Origin of the sequence: Halopseudomonas salina (assembly GCF_014637955.1) — a bacterium.
Taxonomy (GTDB): domain Bacteria; phylum Pseudomonadota; class Gammaproteobacteria; order Pseudomonadales; family Pseudomonadaceae; genus Halopseudomonas; species Halopseudomonas salina.
The window spans coordinates 486,223-510,738 of record NZ_BMFF01000001.1 but is presented as its reverse complement, the minus strand read 5'-3'; the positions used below and the strand labels follow the sequence as shown (position 1 = coordinate 510,738).

Here is a 24,516-nt window from a genome sequence, read left to right as displayed (position 1 = left end):
TCCTGCAGTCAGATGAGCTTATGGTCGGCAAGAACTTCTCATGAATGGCGGGCTCTACGGAGTTATGTCTCTCACTCGAAACGAGCCAGACTCGGATTGCTTCTAGCTTCTAGCTTGTAGCTTGTAGCTTGTGGCTTGTGGCTTGTAGCTTGTAGCTTGTAGCTTGTAGCTTGCAGCTTGCGGCTGATTTGCGGGCACAAAAAAGGGCGACCGAAGTCGCCCTTTTCAGGAACTACAAGAACGTGGATCAGTTGTTCTTGTTTTCCATCTGCTGCTTGATCAGATCACCGATGGTGGTCGGACCGGAAGCGGTCATTTCCTGCTGACGCAGGCCCTGAATCGCTTCTTTCTCGTCTTCAACGTCTTTCGCCTTGATCGACAGGCTGATCACGCGGCTCTTGCGATCGATGCTGATGATCTTGGCTTCGACTTCGTCGCCAACGTTCAGGACGTTACGTGCATCTTCAACGCGGTCACGGCTGATCTCGGAGGCTTTCAGTGTGCCTTCGATTTCTTCGGCCAGCGTGATGATGGCGCCCTTGGCGTCAACTTCCTTGACGATACCGTTGAGGATGGTGCCTTTCTCGTTCAGGGAAGCGAAGTTGGAGAACGGATCGTCTTCCAGCTGCTTGATACCCAGGGAGATGCGCTCACGCTCGGGATCAACCGACAGGATGACAGTCTCGATCTCGTCGCCCTTCTTGAAACGGCGTACGGCTTCTTCGCCAGCTTCGTTCCAGGAGATGTCGGACAGGTGAACCAGACCGTCGATGCCGCCGTCCAGACCAATGAAGATACCGAAATCGGTGATCGACTTGATGGAGCCGGAAATCTTGTCGCCTTTGTTGAACTTGCTGGAGAACTCTTCCCACGGGTTCATCTTGCACTGCTTGATGCCCAGGGAGATACGACGACGATCTTCGTCGATATCCAGAACCATGACTTCCACTTCATCGCCAACCTGCACGACCTTGGAAGGATGGATGTTCTTGTTGGTCCAATCCATTTCGGATACGTGTACCAGGCCTTCAACACCCTCTTCCAGCTCGGCGAAGCAGCCGTAGTCGGTGAGGTTGGTGACCTTGGCGGTAACACGAGTACCTTCAGGGTAACGACCGGTGATGGCGACCCATGGATCTTCACCCAGCTGCTTCAGACCCAGGGAAACGCGATTGCGCTCGCGGTCGAACTTCAGCACCTTGACGTCGATCTCGTCGCCAACATTGACGATTTCGGAAGGATGCTTGATACGCTTCCAAGCCATGTCGGTGATGTGCAGCAGGCCGTCTACGCCGCCCAGATCGACGAATGCGCCGTAATCTGTGAGGTTCTTGACGATACCCTTGACAACCTGGCCTTCCTGCAGGGTTTCCAGCAGGGCTTCACGCTCGGCACTGTTCTCGGCTTCGAGGACGGCGCGACGGGAAACGACAACATTGTTGCGCTTCTGGTCAAGCTTGATGACCTTGAATTCCAGTTCCTTGCCTTCCAGGTGCGTGGTGTCGCGCACAGGGCGGACATCGACCAGAGAGCCCGGCAGGAACGCGCGGATGGTGTTGACGTCGACGGTAAAGCCACCTTTGACCTTGCCGTTGATAACACCCTTGACGATTTCTTCTGCGGCGAAAGCTGCTTCGAGGACTTTCCAGGATTCGGCACGCTTGGCCTTCTCGCGGGAGAGTTTGGTTTCACCGAAACCGTCTTCGACGGCTTCCAGTGCAACGTGAACCTCATCACCCACCTTGATCGTCAGCTCGCCCTGATCGTTCAGGAACTGCTCACGGGGGATGACACCTTCAGACTTCAGGCCAGCGTGAACTGTGACCCAATCGGAGTCGATGTCCACGATGATACCGGTGATGATAGAACCCGGCTGCATGTCGAGGGAGACTAGACTTTCTTCAAAAAGTTCGGCAAAGCTTTCGCTCATTTGGAATCCTGTAAATGGTTATAAAGGCAGTAACCGCCTGGCCGCTTGCTTCGCGCGCCCTGCAGCCAACATACCCGCCACATCACCAGCTGATGTGGGTTGATTATTAAATGCCCGTTGCCGGCCAGGCTGGTTTTCCGGCAGCGGATGCCCTGATCAGCCCTGCAGGTCGCGTTTGCGCGCTTCCGTCAGAACCTTTTCAAGTACTTCTTCAATCGACAGACTGGTCGAATCAAGCACGATTGCATCGTCAGCCGGACGCAAGGGCGCCACGCTGCGACTCATATCCCGCTCATCCCGGGCCAAAATCTCATCGAGAAGACTCGCCAGATTAGCAGCTTCACCCTTTTCGAGCAACTGCTTGTGGCGCCGCTCGGCCCGGATGTGCGGGCTGGCGGTCAGAAAGATCTTCAGATCGGCATCGGTGAAGACTACTGTACCCATGTCACGACCATCCGCTACCAGGCCGGGCGCCTCGCGGAAGGCGTGCTGGCGCTGCAGCAATGCTTCGCGCACCACCGGAATCGATGCTACCTGGGAGGCTCCAGTACCCATGGATTCGGTACGGATGGCCCGTGTTACCTCCTCGCCCTCGAGAATGATCCGCTGCTCGCGATTGCCGCTGTCGGCCAGAAACTGCACATCCAGGTGAGCGGCCAGAGTCTTAAGCGACTCTTCATTGGTCAGGTCCACGCCGTGATTCTGCGCCGCAAAGGCCAGCAATCGGTAAAGGGCACCTGAATCGAGCAGGTTCCATCCTAACTTCGCTGCCAGCAAACCGGCGATTGTTCCCTTGCCGGAACCGCCAGGCCCATCGATGGTGATGACCGGTATGGCTTGATCTGTCACGCGCCCTCCTCTAGCCGAACCTTGATGCCGACCGAACTGGCCAGCTCCACGAAGCCCGGGAATGATGTCGCCACATTGGCGCAATCCGTGATCTGAATATCGTGCTGCGCCCTGAGCGAGGCAACACTGAATGACATCGCGATGCGGTGATCGCCATGACTTGCAACCGAGCCGCCCTGCATCTGACCGCCATCAATAATAATGCCGTCGTGTGTCGGCTCTGCCTTGATGCCCAATGTCTGCAAACCATCGGCCATAACCTGGATGCGGTCGGACTCCTTGACTCGCAGCTCCTCGGCGCCGCGCAGGATCGTGCGGCCCTCGGCGCAGGCGGCAGCGATGAACAGTACGGGGAATTCATCGATAGCCAACGGCACCTGATCTACCGGGATATCGATACCCTTCAGCGCCGCCGAACGAATTCGAATATCAGCAACGGGTTCACCGCCGACTTCACGCTCGTTCTCCAGGGTGATATCGCCGCCCATCTCGCGCAGGATATTGATCACGCCGATGCGGGTCGGGTTGATGCCGACGTGCTCGAGCAGCAGATTTGAGCCTTCGGCAATGCTCGCCGCCACCATGAAAAAGGCTGCCGAGGAAATATCCGCCGGCACATCGATCTTGCAGGCCGTGAGTTTGTGGCCAGGTTCAATGGTAACGGTGGCACCATCGACCGCTATTGGATAACCAAACCCCTTGAGCATGCGCTCGGTGTGGTCGCGGGTTGGAGCAGGCTCGGTTACCGAAGTACGACCCGAAGCGTAGAGACCCGCCAGCAACAGGCAGGACTTAACCTGCGCGCTGGCCATGGGCATGCTGTAATCCATACCGACCAGCCGACTGTCACCCTGGATATGCAATGGCGGACGACCGTCTTCCCCAGTCTCGATGCGTGCGCCCATTTCCCTCAAGGGTTTGGCTACTCTGCCCATCGGACGATTGGATAGTGAAATATCACCGGTCAAAATGGTATCGAACTGCTGGCCCGCCAGCAGGCCCGAGAGCAACCGCATGGAGGTGCCGGAGTTACCCACATAAAGTGGGCCCGGAGGAGCCTGCAGCCCCTGCAGACCCACCCCATTGATGGTCACCCTGCCATGGTCCGGGCCTTCTATGACAACTCCCATATCACGGAACGCCTGAAGCGTGGCCAGGCTGTCCTCACCTTCGAGGAAACCCTCTACATGGGTGACTCCCTCGGCGAGCGAGCCGAGCATGATCGAGCGGTGGGAAATCGACTTGTCGCCGGGGACGCGGATAGTACCTTGAACGCAGCCACCGGGGCTGGCGATAAAATTGACGGATTGAGTCTGCATAGGTTCCACATAGGCCCTGCGGGCCAGAATATTGCTGAAATGTTCGCGGGCTGATTTGGCCCGGGTAAAGACGCCCAGCAATGCTGTAGCGTCCCCCTCTTCTATTGCCGTGCGCACACGCGCCAGATCCCGGGTAAAGGCGTCGAGACTGCGCAACACGGCGTCCTGATTGGCGAGAAAGATATCCCGCCACATGGTCGGGTCGCTTGCAGCGATTCGGGTAAAGTCGCGGAACCCACCCGCTGCGTAACGGAAAATCTCGAGATTCTCGCTACGCGATGCCAAGGTATCGACCAGCGAAAACGCCAAAAGATGAGGCAGGTGACTGGTCGCAGCCAGCACCTCATCATGGTCGGCTAACGCCATGTGCTCCACATCGGCACCGAGGACCTGCCAGAGCCCGCTCACCTGCTCCAGAGCCACCGGATCCGTTCCTTCCAGTGGCGTCAGAATAACCTTGTGGCGCTGAAACAGCTCTGCATTTGCCGCCTCCACGCCGCTGCGCTCGGATCCAGCAATCGGATGGCCAGGCACGAAATTGGCAGGCACCGCACCAAATGCCTTGACCACTGCATCTACCACTGCGCCCTTGGTGCTACCAACATCAGTAATCACTGCCTGCCCAAGGCTCATCTGTGCCAACTGCGCCAGTACTTTTTCCATGGCCAGAATTGGCACCGCCAGGAGGATCACATCAGCTCCCTCTACCGCGCCTTCAAGGTCGGCGGCGACACCGTCCACGACACCCAGGGGTACAGCGAGATTGCGTGCCACAGGATCTGCATCATAGCCAATGACTTCGCCACACAGGCCAGATTCACGCATTCCCTTGGCAAAGGATCCACCGATAAGACCCAGACCAACTACGGTCAGGCGCCCGAGCTTGCCGGTTGTATATGACCGTTGTTCAAGATCATCCATTCAACAGAACCTGCTTCAGCACATCGAGAAAGCGCTGATTCTCTGCCGGCAAGCCAATGGAAACACGCAAGTGGTCCGGCATGCCGTAATTGGCCACCGGACGTACAATCACGCCTTGGCGCAGCAGCTCCTGAAATACTGGAGCGGCCTCACGACCCAGATCAACCGCGATAAAGTTACCGCGCGAAGGAATCCATTGGAGTTTCAGTGCTGTGAAACCGGCCTCCAACTGCGCCATACCCTCACGATTGATGCGGCGGCTCTCGGCCAGATAGGCATCATCTTCCAGGGTCGCCAGCGCTGCAGCCTGGGCCAGACTGTTGACATTGAATGGCTGACGGACACGATTCATGGCATCAGCGATCGCCGGCTGGCAGATGCCATAACCCACGCGCAGGGCCGCAAGGCCATAAGCCTTGGAAAAGGTCCGTGACACCAGAAGATTGGGATACTGTTTCAGATAATCCAGGCCGTTGGGTACGTCGGTGGTTTCGACGTACTCGGTGTAGGCCTCGTCGAGTACCACAATAACCTGTTCCGGCACCCTGGCAAGAAAGCGTTCCAGCTCGCCCTTCTCGATCCAGGTGCCCGTGGGATTGTTTGGGTTGGCGACAAATACCAGCCGGGTTTTCGCTGTGATTGCCGCAGCCATGGCGTCCAGATCGTGACCCCAGTTGGTCGCGGGCACGACAACTGCCTGCGCGCCCACCGCCTGGGTGACAATCGGATAAACTGCGAATGCGTGCTCACTGAAAACCACCTCGTGCTGAGGCCCTACAAAGGCGCGGGTGATCAGCTCGAGAATATCGTTGGAACCATTACCCAGAGTGATCATTGTTGGAGTCACGCCCAGGCGCTGCGAGAGCGCCTGCTTAAGCGCAAAACCATTGCCGTCGGGGTAGCGAGTCATGTCGGGTAGCACGGCTTGAATGGCGGCAATCGCCATGGGGCTAGGCCCGAGTGGATTCTCGTTACTGGCCAGCTTGACGATATCATCTGGACGCAGCCCGAATTCCCGGGCCAGCTCTTCCACAGGCTTGCCTGGCACGTAAGGAGACAGCTTTTGTACGCCCGGCTGAGCCAGGGCAAGGAAATCGCAGGTCATGACACAAGCCTCAAGCTATAAGCTGCAAGCCACAAGCCGCTCCAGACTGCCGTTACTTGCAGCTTGCCGCTTGCAGCTTGTCGCTGTGGATTCAGAGTACCGCCTTCGGATAAGACCCGAGCACCTTGAGTGCCACGGATTCGTCGTTGATCTTCTCCAGAGCGTCCTTGATCAGCGGGTCGTGCTGGTGGCCGAAGAAGTCGATGAAGAATACGTAGGTCCATTTGCCGCTGCGCGACGGTCGGGTTTCGATCCGTGACAGATCCACACCGTTGTTGTGGAATGGCTGAAGCAGATGGTGCAATGCACCGGGCTTGTTGCGCATGGAGACAATGACCGAGGTCTTGTCGTCGCCGGTGGGCGGCACCATCTGGCTACCGATAATCAGGAAACGAGTCGAATTGTCCGGCCGATCCTCGATTTTTTCGGCGATCTTGCTCAAGCCGTAGAGCTCGCATGCCATATCACCGGCGATGGCAGCTGAGTTCCACTCACCTTTGACCCGCTTGGCGGCTTCCGCATTACTGGCGACCGCAACGCGCTCGACATTCGGATAGTGTGCGTCCAGCCACTTGCGGCACTGGGCAAGGGACTGGGCGTGGGAGTAAACACGGGAAATCTTGTCAGTCTTGGTGTTTTCACCCACCAGCAGGTGGTGATGAATGCGCAGCTCGACCTCACCGCAGATCACCATATCGTGCTCGAGGAAGCTATCCAGGGTGTGATTGATCGCGCCCTCTGTGGAATTTTCCACCGGCACTACACCAAATTGCACAGCCCCAGCCGCCACTTCGCGGAAAATCTCATCGATCGCCGCCATCGGCACGCTGACCACCGAGTGACCGAAATGCTTGATTGCCGCCGCCTGGGTAAAGGTCCCTTCCGGCCCCAGATAAGCGACCTTGAGCGGTTGTTCAAGCGCCAGACAGGCAGACATGATCTCACGGAACAGACGGGCCATCTCTTCGTTGTCGAGCGGCCCCTTGTTCAGCTCCATGATGTGCTTTAACACCCAGGCCTCGCGCTCAGGACGGTAGAACACAGGCTCGATGCCCGCTGGCAGCGACTTCTGCTTGACCTGAGCAACGGTCTGCGCGCACTGGGCACGTTCGCTGATCAGTTCGAGAATTTTTTCATCGAGCGAATCGATACGCTTGCGGAGCGCTTTGAGTTGGTCTTCGTCGGACATGCCAATCAACCCTGTTGCTTTTCGAACTCGGCCATGTAGGCCACCAACGCATCGACCGCCTGCTGGGTAACGGCGTTATATATCGACGCGCGCATCCCACCAACGGAACGATGGCCCTTGAGATTAAGCAGCCCGCGCTCTTCGGCGCCGGCCAGAAAGAGCTTGTCGAGGCGGTCATCAGCCAGACGGAATGGAACGTTCATCCAGGAACGATCTGCCGGATTGATGGGGTTGCTGTACAGCTCACTATTGTCGATCGCCCGATACAAGGTCTGTTGCTTAACCTTGTTTATCCGCTCCATCGCCTCCAGACCGCCTTGCTCCTTGAGCCATTTAAAAATCAGACCTGCCAGATACCAGCCGAAGGTTGGCGGCGTGTTGTACATGGATCCGTTTTTCGCTGCCACCGCGTAATCGAGCATGGTGGGGCAACTGGCGCGTGCTGCACCGAGCAGATCCTCACGCACGATCACCACGACCAGACCACTGGGCCCGATATTCTTCTGCGCGCCGGCGTAGATCATCCCGAACTTCGACACGTCCAGCGGACGCGACAGAATCGTCGAGGACATATCGGCGATCAGCGGTGTGTCACCCACTTCGGGGATCCAGCCGAACTCCAGACCGCCGATCGTCTCATTCGGCGTGTAATGCACGTAGGACGCAGCGTCAGACAGCTGCCAGTCGTTCTGGCCGGGAATCGCAAAGTAGTCGTGCGCTTTTGCGCTGGCTGCAACATTGACGTGACCGAAACGAGCGGCCTCTTCGATTGCCTTGGCCGACCAGATACCGGTATCGATGTAGTCTGCACTGCCATCTTCCGGCATGAAATTCAGCGGGATCTGGGCAAACTGCTGGCTCGCGCCGCCCTGCAGAAACAACACCCGGTAATTGCTCGGTATGTTCAGCAGGTCACGCAGGTCCTGTTCGGCCGTCTCGGCAACGCTGGTGAATTCTTCGCTGCGATGGCTCATTTCCATGACGGAAAGTCCCTTGCCCTGCCAGTCAAGCAGCTCGGTCTGGGCCTGCTGTAATACCGCTTCAGGCAGCGCGGCCGGGCCGGCGCAGAAATTGAACAGTCGATTGCTCACGTCAGCTTTTACTCCTGATCATCATCGGTTACTTCAGAATCATCAGCCGGACCGGCAGGTTCGTCATCAGCGACTACCGCGCCTTCGATATCGTCGTCACTGTCCAGAATGTCCTCTTCCGATTCCGACGGTTCCTGAATGCGCTCCAGACCCACCAGCTTTTCATCACTGGCTACTTTGATCAGCGTCACACCCTGAGTGTTTCGCGACAGACTGGATACTTCAGCAACGCGTGTGCGTACCAGCGTGCCCTGGTCGGAAATCAACATGATTTCCTCACCATCGACGACCTGCACTGCACCGACCAGAGGGCCATTGCGCTCGTTACTGACCATCGCAATCACGCCTTGGCCGCCACGCTTGTACTGTGGAAATTCCTCAACAGCAGTACGCTTGCCATAGCCCCGGGCAGAAGCGGTCAGAATCTGCGAGCCTTCCTCGACAATAATCATCGAAATCAATTTCTGATCGCCCGCCAATCGCATACCGCGTACACCGCGGGCTGTACGGCCCATGGCACGCACATCGGTTTCCTTGAAGCGGGTTACCTTGCCGCCATCGGAGAACAGCATCACTTCGCGCTCGCCGTCGGTAATGGCAGCGGAAATCAGCTTGTCACCCTCGTCCAGATCCAGGGCAATCAAACCCACGCTGCGCTGGCGACTGAACTGCTCCAGCGGGGTCTTCTTGACTGTACCGTTGGCAGTGGCCATGAAGATGAACCAGCCTTCGGTATATTCGTCGACCGGTAACATCGCACTGATGAACTCGCCGTCGTCCAGCGGCAGCAGGTTGACCAGCGGACGACCGCGCGCTGTACGCGAAGCCTCTGGAATCTCGTAGGTCTTGAGCCAGTAAACCTTGCCCTTGCTGGAGAACAGCAACAACGTGGTATGGCTGTGGGCAACCAGCAGGTGGGACACGTAGTCCTCATCCTTGACGCCGGTTGCCGCCTTGCCGCGGCCACCCCGGCGCTGCGCTTGATAGTCCGCCAGCGGCTGACTCTTGGCATAGCCACCATGGGAGATGGTCACCACGCGCTCTTCTTCGGTGATCAGGTCCGCCAGTGACAGATCCAGGCGCGAGGCGAGGATTTCAGTACGCCTCGCATCGCCAAAGTTGGTGCGAATCAGTTCCAGCTCTTCGACGATGACCTCCATCAAGCGCTCCTGGCTGTTGAGGATGCGCAGCAACTCACCGATCTGAGTCAGGATCTCCTGATACTCGTCCAGCAGCTTCTCGTGCTCAAGCCCAGTCAGACGGTGCAGACGCAGGTCAAGAATCGCCTGAGCCTGGTCGGGAGACAGGTAATACTTTCCATCGCGCAGACCGAACTGCTCATCCAGACCATCCGGGCGGCAGGCATCGGCACCGGCACGTTCGACCATCTCGATTACCGCACCTGGCTCCCAGGGGTTGGCGATCAGTCGCTCCTTGGCCTCACCAGAGGTCGCGGACGCCTTGATCAGAGCGATGACCGGATCGATATTGGTCAGTGCGACGGCCTGGCCTTCGAGAATGTGCCCGCGCTCACGTGCCTTGCGCAGCTCGTAGACAGTACGTCGGGTTACCACTTCCCGGCGGTGCCTTATAAAGGCATCAAGCAGCTCTTTCAGGTTTAGAATGCGTGGCTGACCATCCAGCAGACCGACGATATTGATGCCGAATACATTCTGCATCTGGGTCTGGCTGTAAAGATTATTAAGTACAACCTCGGCGACATCGCCCCGGCGAATCTCGATCACCACGCGCATGCCATCCTTGTCGGACTCGTCACGCAGCTCGGTGATACCTTCGATCTTCTTTTCCTTGACCAGCTCGGCAATTTTCTCGATCAATCGCGCCTTGTTCAGCTGGTATGGCAGCTCATGGATGATGATCTGCTGGCGACCGCCGACTTTGTCGATATCCTCGATGGTGCAGCGGGCACGCACATAGATACGCCCGCGACCAGTGTTATAGGCCTCAACGATGCCGGCACGGCCGTTGATGATGGCTGCAGTCGGAAAATCGGGCCCCGGGATATATTCCATCAGCTCATCGATGGTCATGTCCGGATTTTCGATCAGCGCCAGACAGCCATTGATCACTTCGGTCAGGTTATGCGGCGGAATATTGGTTGCCATGCCCACTGCGATACCGCTGGAACCGTTGACCAGCAGGTTTGGCACCTTGGTCGGCAAAACGGCGGGGATCTGTTCGGTACCGTCGTAGTTGGGTACCCAGTCGACGGTTTCCTTGTCCAGGTCAGCCAGCAACTCATGGGCCAACTTGGTCATGCGGATTTCGGTATAACGCATCGCTGCCGCATTATCGCCATCGACCGACCCGAAGTTACCCTGTCCGTCTACCAGCAGATAGCGCAGCGAGAAAGGCTGAGCCATACGTACGATGGTGTCGTACACCGCAGAGTCGCCGTGCGGGTGATATTTACCGATAACATCACCGACCACACGGGCCGATTTCTTGTAGGGCTTGTTCCAGTCATTCTTCAGCTCGCTCATGGCGAACAGCACCCGACGGTGGACAGGCTTGAGGCCGTCACGCACGTCCGGCAACGCCCGACCGACGATGACGCTCATCGCGTAATCGAGGTAGGACTGTTTCAGCTCATCTTCGATATTGACTGGAAGGATTTCTTTGGCCAGTTCACCCATGAAACGGCATTCCTTTTATTGTCGGCAACGTGACGATGCCCATAGCAATTGTTCAGCGCACTTGAAGGCCCCGCAGGGCCGCTGAAAGGCTTTTGTTGCAGCAATTCAACAGCCAAGCCCGGCGGGCCGATTAAAGCCCGATAGAATACCACAGGGCGGGCTGCGGAGGGAGCCGAAAGACTCTCCCCGGGGACTCTCTCCCACTTCAACGCCGTAAACTCTGTCAGAAAGACTAGTGCAGGTGTCTGTGACTCATCAGATCAGCCAGTTTTTTGGCATCAGGCCGTTCGACAATGCCTTTTTCGGTCACGATAACGTCGATGAGGTCAGCGGGTGTGACGTCAAACACCGGATTGAAAGCTGGTATACCGGCATCGACGGTTTGACCACCCAGGACAAACAGCTCGTCGGCAGAACGCTCTTCGATCACCACCTCGTCGGCGTTTTCCAGTGCCATGTCGATACTGGAACTGGGGGCAACGACCATGAAGCGCAAACCATGGTGCATCGCCAGAATGGAAAGCGCATAGGTACCAATCTTGTTGATTACATCGCCGTTGGCAGCGATCCGGTCCGCTCCGACGATGACCCAGGTGATATCACGGGTCTTCATCAGATGGCCAGCAGCGGCATCCACGTGCACGCAGGCTTGGATACCCTCGCGCTGCAACTCCCAGGCAGTCAGACGTGAACCCTGAAGCCAGGGCCGGGTTTCGTCGACGAAAACGGTATCCACCAGGCCAGCAGCCTGAGCTGCACGTATAACGCCGAGGGCCGTGCCATAGCCGCCGGTGGCCAATGCCCCCGTGTTGCAATGGGTAAGTATATTCTGCGGGGTTTTGTGATGCTTGCGGATCAGCTGCATCCCCAACTTGGCCATCGTCAGGTTGGCCTCAAGATCACTTTGATGGATCGATTGTGCCGCCTCCAGCAAGCGCGCGGGCACATCAGCGTGCGGGGCCAGTCGGGCCAGCCGGTCGCGCATCATCTTAAGCGCCCAGGACAGATTCACCGCAGTCGGCCGGGCCGCTTCAAGCATTTCAAATGCCTCTGCCAGCGCGGCTGTCCAGTCATCACTACTACCTATGGCCCGGGCCTGCAGCGCTATGCCGTAGGCACCGGCGATCCCGATTGCCGGCGCGCCACGCACCAGCATGTCTCCAATAGCCGCTGCCACCTGTGCGGCGTCGGTGCAGTCGACATACTCCTCGCGTCCCGGCAGCAGACGCTGGTCCAGCAGCCGCAGGGCATCGTTGTGCCAGGCCAGCGCGCTGAAACTGTCGGCAACATCGGTATGAACGGCTCGCTGCATGAATAACTCCCAAAACGCCATTATACCTGCGGCCGCCACCTGCTGACGAACATGGAAATGAAAAGCCGCTGCACCTCGGATCAGGCAGACGCTATACTGCCCGGCATGATCCAAGACGAACTCCCCATGACACCCCTACCCGAGCAGATAGACCTGCTGATTCTGCCGAGCTGGATAGTGCCTGTGATCCCCGCAGGCACTGTACTGGCAGAGCACGCCCTGGCCGTGAATGAGGGCCGCATTGTCGGCATCATTACCCGCACCCAGGCCGCCAACGTGCAGGCCAGAGTGCGGCGTGAACTGCCGGGCCACGTGCTCATACCGGGCCTGATAAACGCCCATGGTCACGCCGCGATGAGCCTATTTCGGGGCCTGGCTGACGATCTTCCACTGATGACCTGGCTGCAGGAGCACATCTGGCCGGCCGAAGCTCGTTGGGTCAACCAGGACTTCATCCGCCTGGGCACCCGACTCGCCATCGCCGAGATGCTGCGCGGCGGTACAACCTGCTTCGCCGACATGTACTTTCACCCTGAGGTTGCTGCAGAGGCGGCCATCGAGGCGGGCATACGGGCGCAGCTGGCCTTCCCGGTGATTGACAATCCGATTCCAGGGGCGCGGGACAGCGCAGAAGCAACCGCCAAAGGACTGAAGCTGCGCGACGAGTTGCAGCACAACTCGCTGATAAATGTCGCATTCGGCCCCCACTCCCCCTACACGGTGGGTGACACCACGCTGGCGAACGTACGGATGCTCGCCGACGAACTGGAAATGCCGGTACACATGCATGTTCACGAGACAGCAGGGGAAGTATCAGATGCTCTTGCCCAGGGCAGTCAACGACCATTGCAGCGCCTCAAAACGCTGGGATTGCTGAATCCGAGAATGCAAGCGGTGCACATGACCCAGATCAACGATGAAGATCTCGAGCTGCTGATCAATCATGGCGTTTCGGTGATTCACTGCCCTGAATCGAACATGAAGCTGGCCAGTGGCGTCTGTCCCGTGCAGCGGCTGATTGATGCCGGCGTGAATGTAGCCCTGGGTACCGACGGTGCGGCCAGCAACAACGATCTGGACATGTTTGGTGAAATGCGCACCGCCTCTCTGCTGGCCAAGAGCAGCACCGGCCTGTCCACCGCCCTCACCGCCCATCAGGCCTTGCATATGGCTACCATGGGTGGCGCGCTGGCAATGGGTATTGCCGAGGACACTGGATCGCTGGAGGTCGGCAAATCGGCGGATATTGCGGCAGTCGATCTCTCTGCCCTGATCCATCAGCCGGTTTACCATCCGGTTTCTCAACTGCTCTACACCTGCAACGCCAGCCAGGTAGCCCATGTCTGGGTGGCCGGTCGCGAAAAAGTCAACGCCGGCCAGCTCATACTGCCCGATCAGGACGGGCTGCTCGCCGCCGTCAAACAGTGGTCACAACAGATTCTAGAGAGGGATGAAGATCATGCTTAACGTCGATCGCGCCGAAATTGCCAAGTTCGAAGCCCTGGCCAGCCGCTGGTGGGACCGCAATAGCGAGTTCAAGCCGCTGCATCAGATCAACCCACTGCGCACCAACTGGATCGAGCAGAAAGTCGGTCTGGCCGGCATGGAAATCCTCGATGTGGGCTGCGGCGGTGGCATTCTCGCCGAAGCCATGGCCTTGCGTGGCGCCAAGGTGACCGGCATCGACATGGGCGAAGCGCCGCTCGCCGTAGCCCGGCTGCATCAGCTGGAGTCGGGCGTGGAAGTGGACTACCAGCAGACAACTGCCGAGCAGATGGCAGAAGCATATCCGGAACGTTTCGATATCGTTACCTGCCTGGAAATGCTTGAACATGTGCCGGACCCCAGCTCGGTCATCCGTGCCTGCGCTACGCTGGTCAAGCCAGGCGGACATGTCTTTTTCTCCACGATCAATCGCAACCCCAAGTCATTTGTGTTTGCCATTGTAGGGGCCGAATACATTCTCAAGCTGCTGCCGCGGGGCACCCACGAATTCGCCAAATTCATCAAGCCCGCCGAACTCGGAGGCTGGTCGCGTGAAGCAGGTCTGGATATGCAGGACATCATCGGACTGACCTACAACCCGCTGACGAAGATCTACAAGCTCGAGCAGAATGTCGACGTGAACTACATGATCCACACACAGCGGAGTCTGTGAGCGCATGCTGACCAGTGTTCTCTTTGATCTGGACGGCACGCTGATCGATACCGCTGATGATTTCATGGCTATTGTTTGCGCCATGCGCAGCGAGGCCGGCCTGACTGCCGTGGACGATGCGCTGGTTCGCAACCGGGTATCCGACGGATCAGCCGGCATGCTGGCCGCAGCTTATGCGATCGAAGCCGATGACCCGCAAATGAAGGATCTGCGCAGCGAGTTCCTGCTGCGCTACGAGCGCGACCTGGCCGCCCATGCCCGTCTTTATCCAGGCGTTGCTGAACTCCTTGCGTGGCTGGAAGCCGAGAATCTTCCCTGGGGCGTCGTGACCAACAAACTCAGTCGCTTCAGCACCCCGTTGCTTGAAGCCATGGGGCTGGGTAATCGCTGCTGCAGTCTGGTCTGTCCCGACCATGTCATCCAGGGCAAACCGCATCCCGAGTCACTGCTCAAGGCATGCCGGGACATGCGTACCGATCCGCAGCACTCGGTCTTCGTCGGTGATCACCTGCGTGATATCCAGGCCGGCCGCGCCGCCGGGATGGCGACGGTAGCCGCACTATATGGCTACATCCCTCCGGATCAGAATCCAGCTTCGTGGCAAGCCACATACAGCATCCAATCCCCCGCTGAACTACGCCCATGGCTTCAGACCAGACGCATCCAGGAGACTCCCGATGTTTGATTACAAAGCCCCTCAGAACCTACTCGTCGATCGCGTTATCCTGGTTACCGGGGCCGGAGACGGGATCGGCCGCGCCTGCGCGCTCAGCTGCGCCGCCCATGGCGCAACTGTCGTGCTCATCGGCCGAACTCCCTCCAAGCTCGAAGCGGTATACGACGAGATAGAAGCAGCCGGCTATCCACGGCCGGCCATGTGCCCGCTGAATCTGGAAACGGCACTCGAGAAGGATTATCAGGATCTGGCCGATCAGCTGTTCGACACCTTCGGCAAGCTTGATGGCCTGGTACATAATGCGGCGCTACTGGGTCCACGAACCATGCTGGACAACGTCAAGGCCGAGGCCTGGCTGCAGCTGATGCAGGTCAATGTGAATGCGCCCTTCCTGCTGACCAAGGCAATGATGCCTTTGTTGCGTCAATCCACAGATGCTTCGGTGGTCTGCGTATCCTCCAGTGTGGGGCGCAAGGGCAAGGCTTACTGGGGGCCTTATGCGGTGAGCAAATTTGCCATTGAGGGGCTTATGCAAGTGCTCGCCGACGAGCAGGAGGGTACCAGCGCGATCCGCGTCAACAGCCTCAACCCTGGGGCAACGCGTACCTCTATGCGCAAGGCTGCGTATCCCGGAGAGCCACCGGAAAAGAATCCCGAGCCATCAGAGATCATGCCGGCGTTTCTGTATCTGCTCGGACCTGACAGTAAGAACACCAACGGACAGGCGCTTGACGCCCAATAGCCAGCATTTTGACATTGGTGTGGCATCGCACTGCCCAGCCCCTGTTACTGTGCGGCAATTTTCTGCCGCACAGCCTGCAGAAAAGACCAAGAAATTCTACAAGAATTTGTTTTAAATACAGTTTTTATTAGTGGCACGCAACCTGCATTAGTTCGGATAACCCCAATACCGGCGCGCAGGACTGCACATGACTCTGACCCAGGGTAATACCATAGATTTTGATTCTGCCCGCCTCAAGTTGAGCGAGAACGCGAGCACTGTCGCAGTCTTGCCCGCACAAACCAACCTTATCAGCCTCGCAGCGGTACAGGACAAGCTCACACAGAGTCTGCAAACATCGCTGGAGCTTGATCGCATTCTCGAACTTTTCTTCCAGGAACTCCGTGCCTATCTTGGCCTTGACTGCCTGGATTACCGGCTCGAAGGAAGAAACCTTCACCACCGCATCGGGCAACCGAGTCTGCATCGCTGCAGCTACCGGATGACCCATGAAGGCAGCTTTTTGGGTGAGATCCAGTTCGGCCGGAAAAAGCGCTTCACCGAAGCCCATCTGAAAACACTGGAAACCCTGCTGGGTAACCTGCTCTATCCGCTGCGCAATGCACTCCTTTACCGCGAAGCGGTTTACTGCGCGCACAACGATAGTCTGACCGGGGTGGGCAATCGCCTGGCAATGGACCGCGCCCTGGATCGCGAGGTAAGGCTTTCAATCAGAAATCGCTCGACCCTTTCCCTGCTGGTGCTGGATATCGATTACTTCAAGCAGATCAATGATCAATATGGCCATGCGTGCGGAGATGACGCGCTCAAGGCGGTAGTCAATTGCATACGCAATTGCCTGCGCGGCGCCGACGACATATTTCGCATGGGCGGTGAGGAGTTTGTGATCCTGCTGGGTGACACCGCAGCCAATGAAGCCCGAATGGTTGCCGAGCGTATCCGCTGCGCTATCGAGGAAATGCAGTTTCAGACTGATGGTATTTCGATTCCAATAACAGCCAGTCTGGGCGTCGCTACCCGCCGGCCGGATGAAGGCATTCGGGAGATTCTGGATCGCTGTGACAAGCTTATGTACTGCGCCAAGCGAGCCGGCCGTAACCGGATCGCAGCGCAGTAACACGTTATTTCCTGCCGTGGGGTACCTTGGTGCGACGTACGGTACGAGCCTGGTGCATTGATGGCTTGCGGGCCATGCGCTGCATCTTCTCTTTATCGCTGGTTTTCATCGCCGGCAATGCAATCGCCTCCAGTCCGACTTCCTGGCTGAGCGCATCAATTTCGTTTTGCTTCATTTCCCGCCAGCGACCTACAGGTAGTTCAGGACCAAGAAAAACCGGCCCGAAACGTACGCGCTTGAGGCGGTTGACCCGCATACCCTGAGACTCCCACAGGCGGCGCACCTCGCGATTACGGCCTTCCATCAAACAGACGTGGTACCAGCGATTGATACCCTCCCCGCCCGAGGCAACAATGTCCGTAAAGCGTGCCGGGCCATCATCCAGCATGACTCCGGTCTTCAGGCGTTCAATCATCTCATCATCGACTTCGCCCATCACCCGCACCGCGTACTCGCGATCCATCTGATAAGAGGGATGCATCAGCCGGTTAGCCAGCTCGCCATCGGTAGTGAACAGCAGCAGTCCCGAAGTATTGATATCCAGACGACCGATATTGATCCAGCGACCATGCTTCAGGCGTGGCAGGCGGTCAAAAACGGTGGGGCGGCCCTCAGGGTCATCGCGGGTGCATACCTCGCCTTCGGGCTTGTTGTAGAGCATAACGCGACGGGCTTCTTCATTGGCGATGTCGCGCTTGACCGGGCGACCATCTACCAGAATCTGATCCAGGCTATCGACTCGGCAGCCGAGGCTGGCAATCTGCCCGTTGACGCTGATCCGTCCGCCTTCTATCCAGGATTCGATTTCGCGCCGCGAGCCAAGCCCGACGCGGGCAAGAACCTTCTGCAGCTTTTCCCCGGTAACGGGGTTTGAGGGTTGGTCTGTCATGCTGGGCACCTCCCGGTGTAATGGTAAATCGTGACCGGTAATCTTAACACCGCGACAGGTAGTCGACCAGCCGATTGTCAGCGCCCTTCGTCGCCCTCGTAGCCCTCATCACCGCCCCCATCACCGGGGCTCAACTCATCGGGTCGCAAATCATCGAAATCGGTCTTGATATTCGATTCCATGGAACCCAGCTCGGCCATCAGCGCGTGGAAGCCGGTTTCTGCTGCTTCACGATCCAGCGGCTGAAGCGGCTCGAAAGGCATCCATGGAGCAGTCTCATCCTGATCCGCGCCGGCTCCTTCGTCCTGCAAACCGAGCTCCGGCTCCATCTGGTCGAGATCGCGTATCTCCGCCAGGGGCGGCAGTTCGCTGAGACTACGCAGATTGAAATGATCAAGAAACTGGCGGGTGGTTGCATACATGGCCGGACGACCGGGTACATCGCGATGCCCGACTATGCGCACCCACTCACGTTCGAGCAAAGTCTTGACGATATGGCTGCTGACCGCCACACCCCGGACGTCCTCGATTTCCCCGCGGGTAATGGGCTGGCGATAGGCAATCAGGGCCAGGGTTTCCAGCATTGCCCGGGAATAGCGCTGGGGTCTTTCCTCCCAGAGCCTGCTGACCCAGGGAGAAAAGGATTCGCGCACCTGCAGACGCCAGCCGCTGGCAACCTCGCGCAGCTCGATACTGCGGCCTTCATAATGGCTGGCCAAGCTGGCCAGCGCGCTACGCAGCTCATCCAACCCAGGCTCACGGCCCTCATCGAAGAGTTCGCGCAGGCGCTCAAGACTCAGCGGGCGACCAGCGGCAAGCAAGGCCGCTTCCACTATCTGCTCAATCGTCGGCTGGGACATCGTCACCTCGCACTTTCACGTGTATGGGTGAAAAGGCATCACCCTGGACCAGATCGATCAGCTGCTCCTTGACCAGCTCGAGCACCGCCATAAAAGTAACCACCACGCCCAGCTTACCCTCCCCGGCTGTGAACAGGCTGACGAAAGGAACAAATTGCTGACCACGCAACCGGTCCAGCACTTCGGCCATACGTTCACGCGTTGAGAGAATTTCACGGGTAACCTGGTGGCTTTCAAACATGTCGGCACGGCGCAACACTTCCGACAGTGCCAGTAGCAGCTCCTGCATATCCACCTCCGGATGAGCCCGGCGGTTCTGCACCTGGGGCGCCTCTGCGCTGGCCACAGCAGTATCACGGCCGACTCGGCTGAGGCCATCAATGTCTTCGGCGGCCTGCTTGAAGCGCTCGTATTCCTGCAGTCGGCGGATCAGCTCGGCACGAGGATCATGCTCTTCGTCTTCGTCCTCTGCATGCCTGGGCAGCAGCATGCGTGACTTGATCTCGGCCAGCATCGCCGCCATCACCAGATATTCGGCGGCCAGCTCAAGACGCACCACCTTCATCAACTCGACATACCCCATGTACTGCTTGGTAATCTCGGCAACAGGGATTTCCAGGATGTCGATATTCTGGCGACGAATCAGATAAAGCAAAAGATCAAGAGGACCTTCAAAGGCTTCGAGAAAAACCTCCAGGGCCTCGGGCGGGATGTAGAGGTCCTGGGGCATTTCAGTGACTGCCTTGCCATGCACCATGGCAAAGGGCATTTCCTGCTGGCGACCGGCTACCAGTTGCGACGGCAGACTCGCAGCGACCTGGGGCGTAATAATGACGCTCTCTGGCTGCGGGTCACGCTCATCGCCGCTCATGCTTACTCTCGATACTGCAGGCCCATGGCCTGACGTACTTCGACCAGGGTATCGCGGGCGGCCTCACGGGCGCGTTCAGTGCCCTCGTTGAGGATCATCCGCACCGCGTCGGGGTTCGACTCGAAATCAGCAGCTCGTTCCTGTATCGGAGCCAGTTCAGCCACGATCGCATCGATCACCGGTTTCTTGCAGTCCAGGCAACCTATACCCGCGCTACGGCAGCCTTCCTTGACCCACTCATGTGTAGCGCTGTCGGTATATACCTGATGCAGCTGGAATACCGGACATTTGGTTGGCTCACCCGGATCCGTGCGCCGTACGCGGGCAGGGTCGGTCGGCATGCGCCGCACCTTGACATCGACCTCATCGCTGGTATCGCGCAGGGTGATGGTGTTGCCGTAGGACTTGGACATCTTCTGACCGTCCAGCCCCGGCATCTTGGAATCGGGAGTCAGTAATGCCTGAGGCTCTGGCAGGATGACCTTGCCGCCGCCTTCCAGATAGCCGAATAATCGTTCCTTGTCACTCAGGGTGATGTTCTGCTGCTCCTTGAGCAGCGCCCGGGCGGTCTCCAGGGCCTCGGCATCGCCCTGCTCCTGGTAAGCCTTGCGCAGCTTGCTGTAGAGCTTGGCCGTTTTCTTGCCCATCTTGTGCACGGCAGCGTCGGCTTTTTCCTCGAAACCCGGCTCACGGCCGTAGAGATGATTGAAGCGACGCGCCACTTCACGGGTGATTTCCACGTGAGCCACCTGGTCGGCACCCACAGGCACCAGACCGGCGCGATACATCAGGATATCGGCACTCTGCAGCAACGGATAGCCAAGGAAGCCGTAAGTAGCCAGGTCCATGTCCTTGAGTTTTTCCTGCTGGTCCTTGTAGGTCGGCACCCTCTCCAGCCAACTGACCGGTGTGACCATCGACAGCAACAGATGCAGCTCTGCGTGCTCGGGCACCTGGGACTGGATAAACAGCGTTGAAGAGCCACCACTGACGCCCGCAGCCAGCCAGTCTATCAACATGTCCCAGACGTTCTGTTCGATGTTTTCCGGAGTCTCGTAGTGAGTCGTCAGAGCGTGCCAGTCGGCAGCGAAGAAGAAGCACTCGTACTCATGCTGCAGACGGACCCAGTTTTTCAGTACGCCGTGGTAGTGACCCAGATGCAGGCGGCCCGTGGGGCGCATACCTGATAAAACCCGACGCTGTGAATCAACGGAACTCAATGAGGACTCCTGGAATATGTTTTGGTGGTTGATGTTATAGGGCAGCTGGCGATTATACGCATATCAGCCACAGAATCATTGCTCTGGAGCCCCGCCGAAGGGTGCCGGATTTCCCAGCCCCACACGAAGCACCTCGGGTTCGCCCTCAAGCAGACTGACCACGGTGGTCGGCTCTATGTTGCAAGCCCCCCCATCTATGATCAGATCGAGCTGCTTGCCCAGCCGGTCACGGATCATTTCGGGATCCGTCAGCGGTAAATCATCACCAGGCAACATCAGGGTCACACTCATCATCGGCTCGCCCAGAGCCTCCAGCAGAGCCTGGGTAATGGCGTGATTGGGAATACGCAGACCGATAGTACGACGCTTGGGATGCAGAAGACGTCGCGGCACTTCGTTGGTGGCGTTCAGAATGAAGGTATAGGGGCCGGGCGTACAGGCCTTGAGAAGCCGGAAAGTCTGATTATCCACCTTGGCGTACACCCCTAGCTCGGATAGATCCCGGCAAATCAGGGTGAAGTTGTGCTTGTCGTCCAGCTGACGCAGCCGGCGAATCCGCTCCAGCGCATCCTTGTCGCCCAGATGACAGCCCAGTGCATAGGCAGAGTCTGTCGGGTAGGCAACGACACCGCCCTTGCGAATGATTTCCGCCGCCTGGCGAATCAGCCGCACCTGCGGGTTCTCGGGATGAATATGAAAATACTGGCTCACGCGATGGTCCCTTGTCGTGGTTTTGCGCAGTTTAGCGAGAAAACAGCGGATCGTCCCATACCGGCGTGCATTGTGGCGGCAGTGACGTCATTTTGCCCAGGGCAGTCCAGGGTGATTCAGGAGTATGGAAGTCGCTACCACAGCTGGCGAGAAACCCGAACTCTTCGGAGAGTTTGCCCAGATAGGCCACTTGCTCGACCGCCTGCTGACCATTGACCACCTCGATCCCACGCCCGCCGGCCTGGGCGAAATCCGTCAGCGCCCGCCTGAGTCGCGAGCGGGTAAAACCGTAATGCCAGGGATGCGCCATCACTGCCATACCGCCTGCCGCTCGTATCTGGCTGACTGCTTCGGGTAGTTCCGGCCAGTGCTGCTTTATATCGCCCAATTTTCCCGCTCCCAGCCACTTGCGAAACGCCTCCGCTCGATCGCGCACATGCCCAGCCTCAAGCATCCAGTCGGCGAAATGCGGCCGGGCCGGCGGGCTGTGCGGATCACCACCGGCTGCCACCTGCGCTGCCATGGCTCCTTCCAGCGCGCCCGGCATGCGCTTGGCGGCGAGCTTGCGCGCTATCTGCTCCGCCCGCAGCCAACGACCATTGCGAACCTCTTCTATGGATGCCAATAGCGCCGGGGATTCTGGATCAAAGCCATAGCCGAGCACATGCAGGGTGTGCCCCTGCCACTGCGCCGACAGCTCCACACCGCTGATCCAGTGCATTCCCAGTTCCCGCGCTGCCTGGGCCGCAACCGGCAAGCCGTCAAGACAGTCGTGGTCGGTCAAGGCTACCATCGATATACCGGCCGACGATGCTTCACGCATCAGCTCGAGAGGATCGAGCATCCCATCGGAGGCGGTGCTATGCATGTGGAGATCGGCAATCAATAGAGGCTCCCGGGTGGCTGAGAAGGGACAAATGCAGTGTATTTTCATTATTATGCAGGCCAAACGCTGACAACACCTAACCCGATGACATAAGTTACAGACCATGTCATCTACCGAACCGGACCGAGGTTTATCCATGTATTTTGCCATTATGGCTACTGACGTACCCGATTCACTATCAGCACGCATGAGTGCCCGTCCCGCCCACCTGGCCCGGCTTCAGGCCCTGCAGGATGCCGGCCGGCTGCTGGTCGCCGGGCCACATCCGGCGATTGAGTCCCTGGACCCCGGCCCGGCCGGCTTCACCGGCAGCCTGATCATTGCCGAATTTGCGTCCGCCGAGGCCGCGCAGGCCTGGGCCGGAGAGGACCCCTATGTGGCAGCCGGGGTATATGCCGACGTGCTGATCAAACCCTTCAAACCTGTTATGCCCGCCTGAACCAGGAGCTTTCATGACCCAGAATTTGCAAACCCTGATCCTGACCGCGTGCCTGGCACTGCCTGTTGTTGCTTGGGCCCAGGAATCCACCGCGCCAGGCGATGTCGATGCGGGCACAACAATGGCAAGCCAGGAAACCGACCTAGGCACGCTGCAGGCTGAGCTAGCCAATGTGGAAGCAGAGCGTCAGCGTCTGGCTCAGCGCCTGGCAGGCAGCGCAGACACACAGGAACTGGAGCGCCTTCGCGAGGCCAACCGCGAGCTGCAGAACCGACAAATCGAAAATGACATGCAGGCACGAGCCTCCCTGGAAAAACAACGCCAGCAATGGTTCATGATCGGCGGTGGTAGCGTGCTGGTGAGTTTGCTGGTCGGCTTCATGTTGGCTCGCAGCAGCAAGCGCAAGCGTAACGAATGGATCAATTGAACGAAAACAGGATTCTGATCATCGATGACGATCAGGAGCTCTGCGCGCTACTCTCAGACTGGCTGGACACCGAGGGGTTCAGCCTGAGCTGCGCCAATGACGGCACCAGTGGTCTCGAACAGGCCATTAACGGTAGCTTCAAAGTCATCATCCTTGACGTGATGTTGCCGGGCATGAACGGCCTGGATGTGCTGCGCAAGTTGCGTCAACAGTGCAATACGCCTTTACTCATGCTCAGCGCCCGCGGAGAGCCGGTCGACCGAATATTGGGTCTGGAGCTGGGGGCTGACGATTACCTTGCCAAGCCCTGCGACCCCCGGGAGTTGGTAGCTCGCCTGCGCGCCTTGCTGCGCCGCAGCCAGGCCGCCGTTACCGACAGTGTTGTGCAGGTCGGCGATATACGTATCGATACCGAAAGCCTCATGGCCTGGCGAGCAGAGGAGCCGTTGGCGCTGACCCAGAGTGAAGCGATGATCCTGCGCGCCCTGCTTGAACGGCCAGGCCAACTGGTGGACCGTCAGAGCCTGTCGCGTCAGGCGCTGGGGAAAAATCTTGGTCCCTATGACCGCAGCATGGATATGCACCTGAGTAACCTGCGGCGCAAACTCGGGCCACATGAGGATGGCCGACCGCGCATCCAGGTATTGCGTGGGCGCGGTTATCTTTACAGCAACTGATGAGTCCGAGCCGATCTTTACACAGCCTTTACCCAGTCCATGCTCCGCTTGACGCGACATCGCGCAGACTGTGTTTCATGGCCTGAACCCGGGCCACCACGAACAGGAGCTACCCCATGAAACACACTCTTATCGTTTGCGTGCTGGTAATGGCCACGAGTTTTTCTGCTGCCGGTTTCGCCGGGCAACACAAAGATGGCAAGGGCATGCATGAGCGTCATATGGAACGTATGGCCGCGGAGCTGGACCTGACTGCAGAGCAACAGGACCAGATCGGCAACATCAACAGCAAGTACGCCAAACAGTACCGTGAACTGAGCCAGTCCCATCGCAAGGAAATCCAGAGCTTACTGAACAAGGAACAACAGGAAAAAATGAAGGCGCTGCGTGACGAGCGCCGAGACAAGATGGCCGACTACCACAGTCGACAGAATGACAAGCGTGGCATGAACCCCGACAGCGACAACTGA

At 58.3% G+C, this 24,516-nt stretch carries 22 protein-coding genes and 1 pseudogene; 9 read left to right on the top strand and 14 right to left on the bottom strand.

The window, feature by feature from the left end; genetic code table 11:
- Positions 1–247: 247 nt before the first annotated feature.
- From rpsA to mtnA, 8 genes are all read right to left on the bottom strand, one after another.
- Positions 248–1,930 carry a 30S ribosomal protein S1 gene (rpsA, locus tag IEV54_RS02520; protein WP_150277391.1) on the bottom strand — a complete coding sequence of 561 codons (1,683 nt, stop codon included), beginning with the start codon at positions 1,928–1,930 and terminating at the stop codon, positions 248–250.
- A 156-nt stretch (positions 1,931–2,086) separates the two neighbouring features.
- Positions 2,087–2,779, bottom strand: a complete 693-nt coding sequence (gene cmk, locus IEV54_RS02515) for a (d)CMP kinase (RefSeq protein ID WP_223825426.1) — start codon at positions 2,777–2,779, stop codon at positions 2,087–2,089.
- Positions 2,776–5,019 (bottom strand): bifunctional prephenate dehydrogenase/3-phosphoshikimate 1-carboxyvinyltransferase, encoded by a 2,244-nt coding sequence (locus tag IEV54_RS02510; protein ID WP_150277392.1) that lies wholly within the window; start codon positions 5,017–5,019, stop codon positions 2,776–2,778. The genes cmk and IEV54_RS02510 overlap by 4 nt, the downstream gene beginning before the upstream one ends.
- Positions 5,012–6,124 carry a histidinol-phosphate transaminase gene (gene hisC, locus IEV54_RS02505; RefSeq protein WP_150277393.1) on the bottom strand — a complete coding sequence of 371 codons (1,113 nt, stop codon included), beginning with the start codon at positions 6,122–6,124 and terminating at the stop codon, positions 5,012–5,014. Before hisC ends, IEV54_RS02510 begins: the two co-directional genes overlap by 8 nt.
- A 91-nt stretch (positions 6,125–6,215) precedes the next feature.
- Entirely contained in the window at positions 6,216–7,313 is a 1,098-nt protein-coding gene (gene pheA, locus IEV54_RS02500; protein WP_150277394.1) for a prephenate dehydratase, read from the bottom strand.
- A 5-nt stretch (positions 7,314–7,318) separates the two neighbouring features.
- Entirely contained in the window at positions 7,319–8,404 is a 1,086-nt protein-coding gene (gene serC, locus IEV54_RS02495) for a 3-phosphoserine/phosphohydroxythreonine transaminase (protein WP_150277395.1), read from the bottom strand.
- Positions 8,405–8,412: 8 nt separating this feature from the next.
- On the bottom strand, positions 8,413–11,061 hold the full coding sequence (gyrA, locus tag IEV54_RS02490; protein WP_150277396.1) for a DNA gyrase subunit A: 2,649 nt from the start codon (positions 11,059–11,061) through the stop codon (positions 8,413–8,415).
- A gap of 232 nt (positions 11,062–11,293) precedes the next feature.
- Complete coding sequence (mtnA, locus tag IEV54_RS02485; RefSeq protein ID WP_150277397.1) at positions 11,294–12,373, bottom strand: S-methyl-5-thioribose-1-phosphate isomerase; 1,080 nt, start codon at positions 12,371–12,373, stop codon at positions 11,294–11,296.
- Between the two features lie 126 nt (positions 12,374–12,499).
- Here mtnA and IEV54_RS02480 point away from each other — a divergent pair, with 126 nt between their 5' ends.
- The 5 genes from IEV54_RS02480 to IEV54_RS02460 all read left to right on the top strand — a co-directional run bounded on the left by IEV54_RS02480 (position 12,500) and on the right by IEV54_RS02460 (position 17,066).
- A complete protein-coding gene (locus tag IEV54_RS02480) occupies positions 12,500–13,840 on the top strand; it encodes a TRZ/ATZ family hydrolase (RefSeq protein WP_150277398.1) in 1,341 nt (446 codons plus the stop codon).
- Complete coding sequence (ubiG, locus tag IEV54_RS02475; protein WP_150277399.1) at positions 13,833–14,531, top strand: bifunctional 2-polyprenyl-6-hydroxyphenol methylase/3-demethylubiquinol 3-O-methyltransferase UbiG; 699 nt, start codon at positions 13,833–13,835, stop codon at positions 14,529–14,531. Before IEV54_RS02480 ends, ubiG begins: the two co-directional genes overlap by 8 nt.
- 4 nt (positions 14,532–14,535) lie before the next feature.
- A complete protein-coding gene (locus IEV54_RS02470) occupies positions 14,536–15,216 on the top strand; it encodes an HAD family hydrolase (RefSeq protein WP_150277400.1) in 681 nt (226 codons plus the stop codon).
- Positions 15,209–15,949 (top strand): YciK family oxidoreductase, encoded by a 741-nt coding sequence (locus IEV54_RS02465; protein ID WP_150277401.1) that lies wholly within the window; start codon positions 15,209–15,211, stop codon positions 15,947–15,949. The genes IEV54_RS02470 and IEV54_RS02465 overlap by 8 nt, the downstream gene beginning before the upstream one ends.
- Positions 15,950–16,136: 187 nt before the next feature.
- Positions 16,137–17,066 (top strand): GGDEF domain-containing protein, encoded by a 930-nt coding sequence (locus IEV54_RS02460; RefSeq protein ID WP_150277402.1) that lies wholly within the window; start codon positions 16,137–16,139, stop codon positions 17,064–17,066.
- A 16-nt stretch (positions 17,067–17,082) separates the two neighbouring features.
- Here IEV54_RS02460 and rluB read toward each other — a convergent pair.
- From rluB to IEV54_RS02430, 6 genes and pseudogenes are all read right to left on the bottom strand, one after another.
- Positions 17,083–17,955 (bottom strand): annotated as a pseudogene (gene rluB, locus IEV54_RS02455) (23S rRNA pseudouridine(2605) synthase RluB); the annotation flags it as partial.
- Positions 17,956–18,032: 77 nt separating this feature from the next.
- The gene (scpB, locus tag IEV54_RS02450) at positions 18,033–18,821 is read right to left on the bottom strand and encodes an SMC-Scp complex subunit ScpB (RefSeq protein WP_150277404.1); all 789 of its coding nucleotides are present in this window, start codon (positions 18,819–18,821) and stop codon (positions 18,033–18,035) included.
- The gene (locus tag IEV54_RS02445; RefSeq protein ID WP_263363759.1) at positions 18,796–19,584 is read right to left on the bottom strand and encodes a segregation and condensation protein A; all 789 of its coding nucleotides are present in this window, start codon (positions 19,582–19,584) and stop codon (positions 18,796–18,798) included. Before IEV54_RS02445 ends, scpB begins: the two co-directional genes overlap by 26 nt.
- A gap of 104 nt (positions 19,585–19,688) precedes the next feature.
- Positions 19,689–20,906: a tryptophan--tRNA ligase gene (locus tag IEV54_RS02440; protein WP_150277406.1), complete on the bottom strand. Its 1,218-nt coding sequence runs from the start codon at positions 20,904–20,906 to the stop codon at positions 19,689–19,691.
- Positions 20,907–20,981: 75 nt separating this feature from the next.
- On the bottom strand, positions 20,982–21,617 hold the full coding sequence (locus IEV54_RS02435) for an L-threonylcarbamoyladenylate synthase (protein ID WP_150277407.1): 636 nt from the start codon (positions 21,615–21,617) through the stop codon (positions 20,982–20,984).
- Between the two features lie 31 nt (positions 21,618–21,648).
- The gene (locus IEV54_RS02430; protein WP_150277408.1) at positions 21,649–22,503 is read right to left on the bottom strand and encodes a PHP domain-containing protein; all 855 of its coding nucleotides are present in this window, start codon (positions 22,501–22,503) and stop codon (positions 21,649–21,651) included.
- Positions 22,504–22,639: 136 nt separating this feature from the next.
- On the opposite strand from IEV54_RS02430, the gene IEV54_RS02425 reads away from it, so the two are divergent.
- The 4 genes from IEV54_RS02425 to IEV54_RS02410 all read left to right on the top strand — a co-directional run bounded on the left by IEV54_RS02425 (position 22,640) and on the right by IEV54_RS02410 (position 24,516).
- Positions 22,640–22,942 carry a YciI family protein gene (locus tag IEV54_RS02425; protein ID WP_150277409.1) on the top strand — a complete coding sequence of 101 codons (303 nt, stop codon included), beginning with the start codon at positions 22,640–22,642 and terminating at the stop codon, positions 22,940–22,942.
- Positions 22,943–22,955: 13 nt separating this feature from the next.
- A complete protein-coding gene (locus IEV54_RS02420; RefSeq protein ID WP_150277410.1) occupies positions 22,956–23,369 on the top strand; it encodes an SH3 domain-containing protein in 414 nt (137 codons plus the stop codon).
- A complete protein-coding gene (locus tag IEV54_RS02415) occupies positions 23,357–24,046 on the top strand; it encodes a response regulator transcription factor (protein ID WP_150277411.1) in 690 nt (229 codons plus the stop codon). Before IEV54_RS02420 ends, IEV54_RS02415 begins: the two co-directional genes overlap by 13 nt.
- 116 nt (positions 24,047–24,162) lie before the next feature.
- Entirely contained in the window at positions 24,163–24,516 is a 354-nt protein-coding gene (locus IEV54_RS02410; RefSeq protein WP_150277412.1) for a Spy/CpxP family protein refolding chaperone, read from the top strand.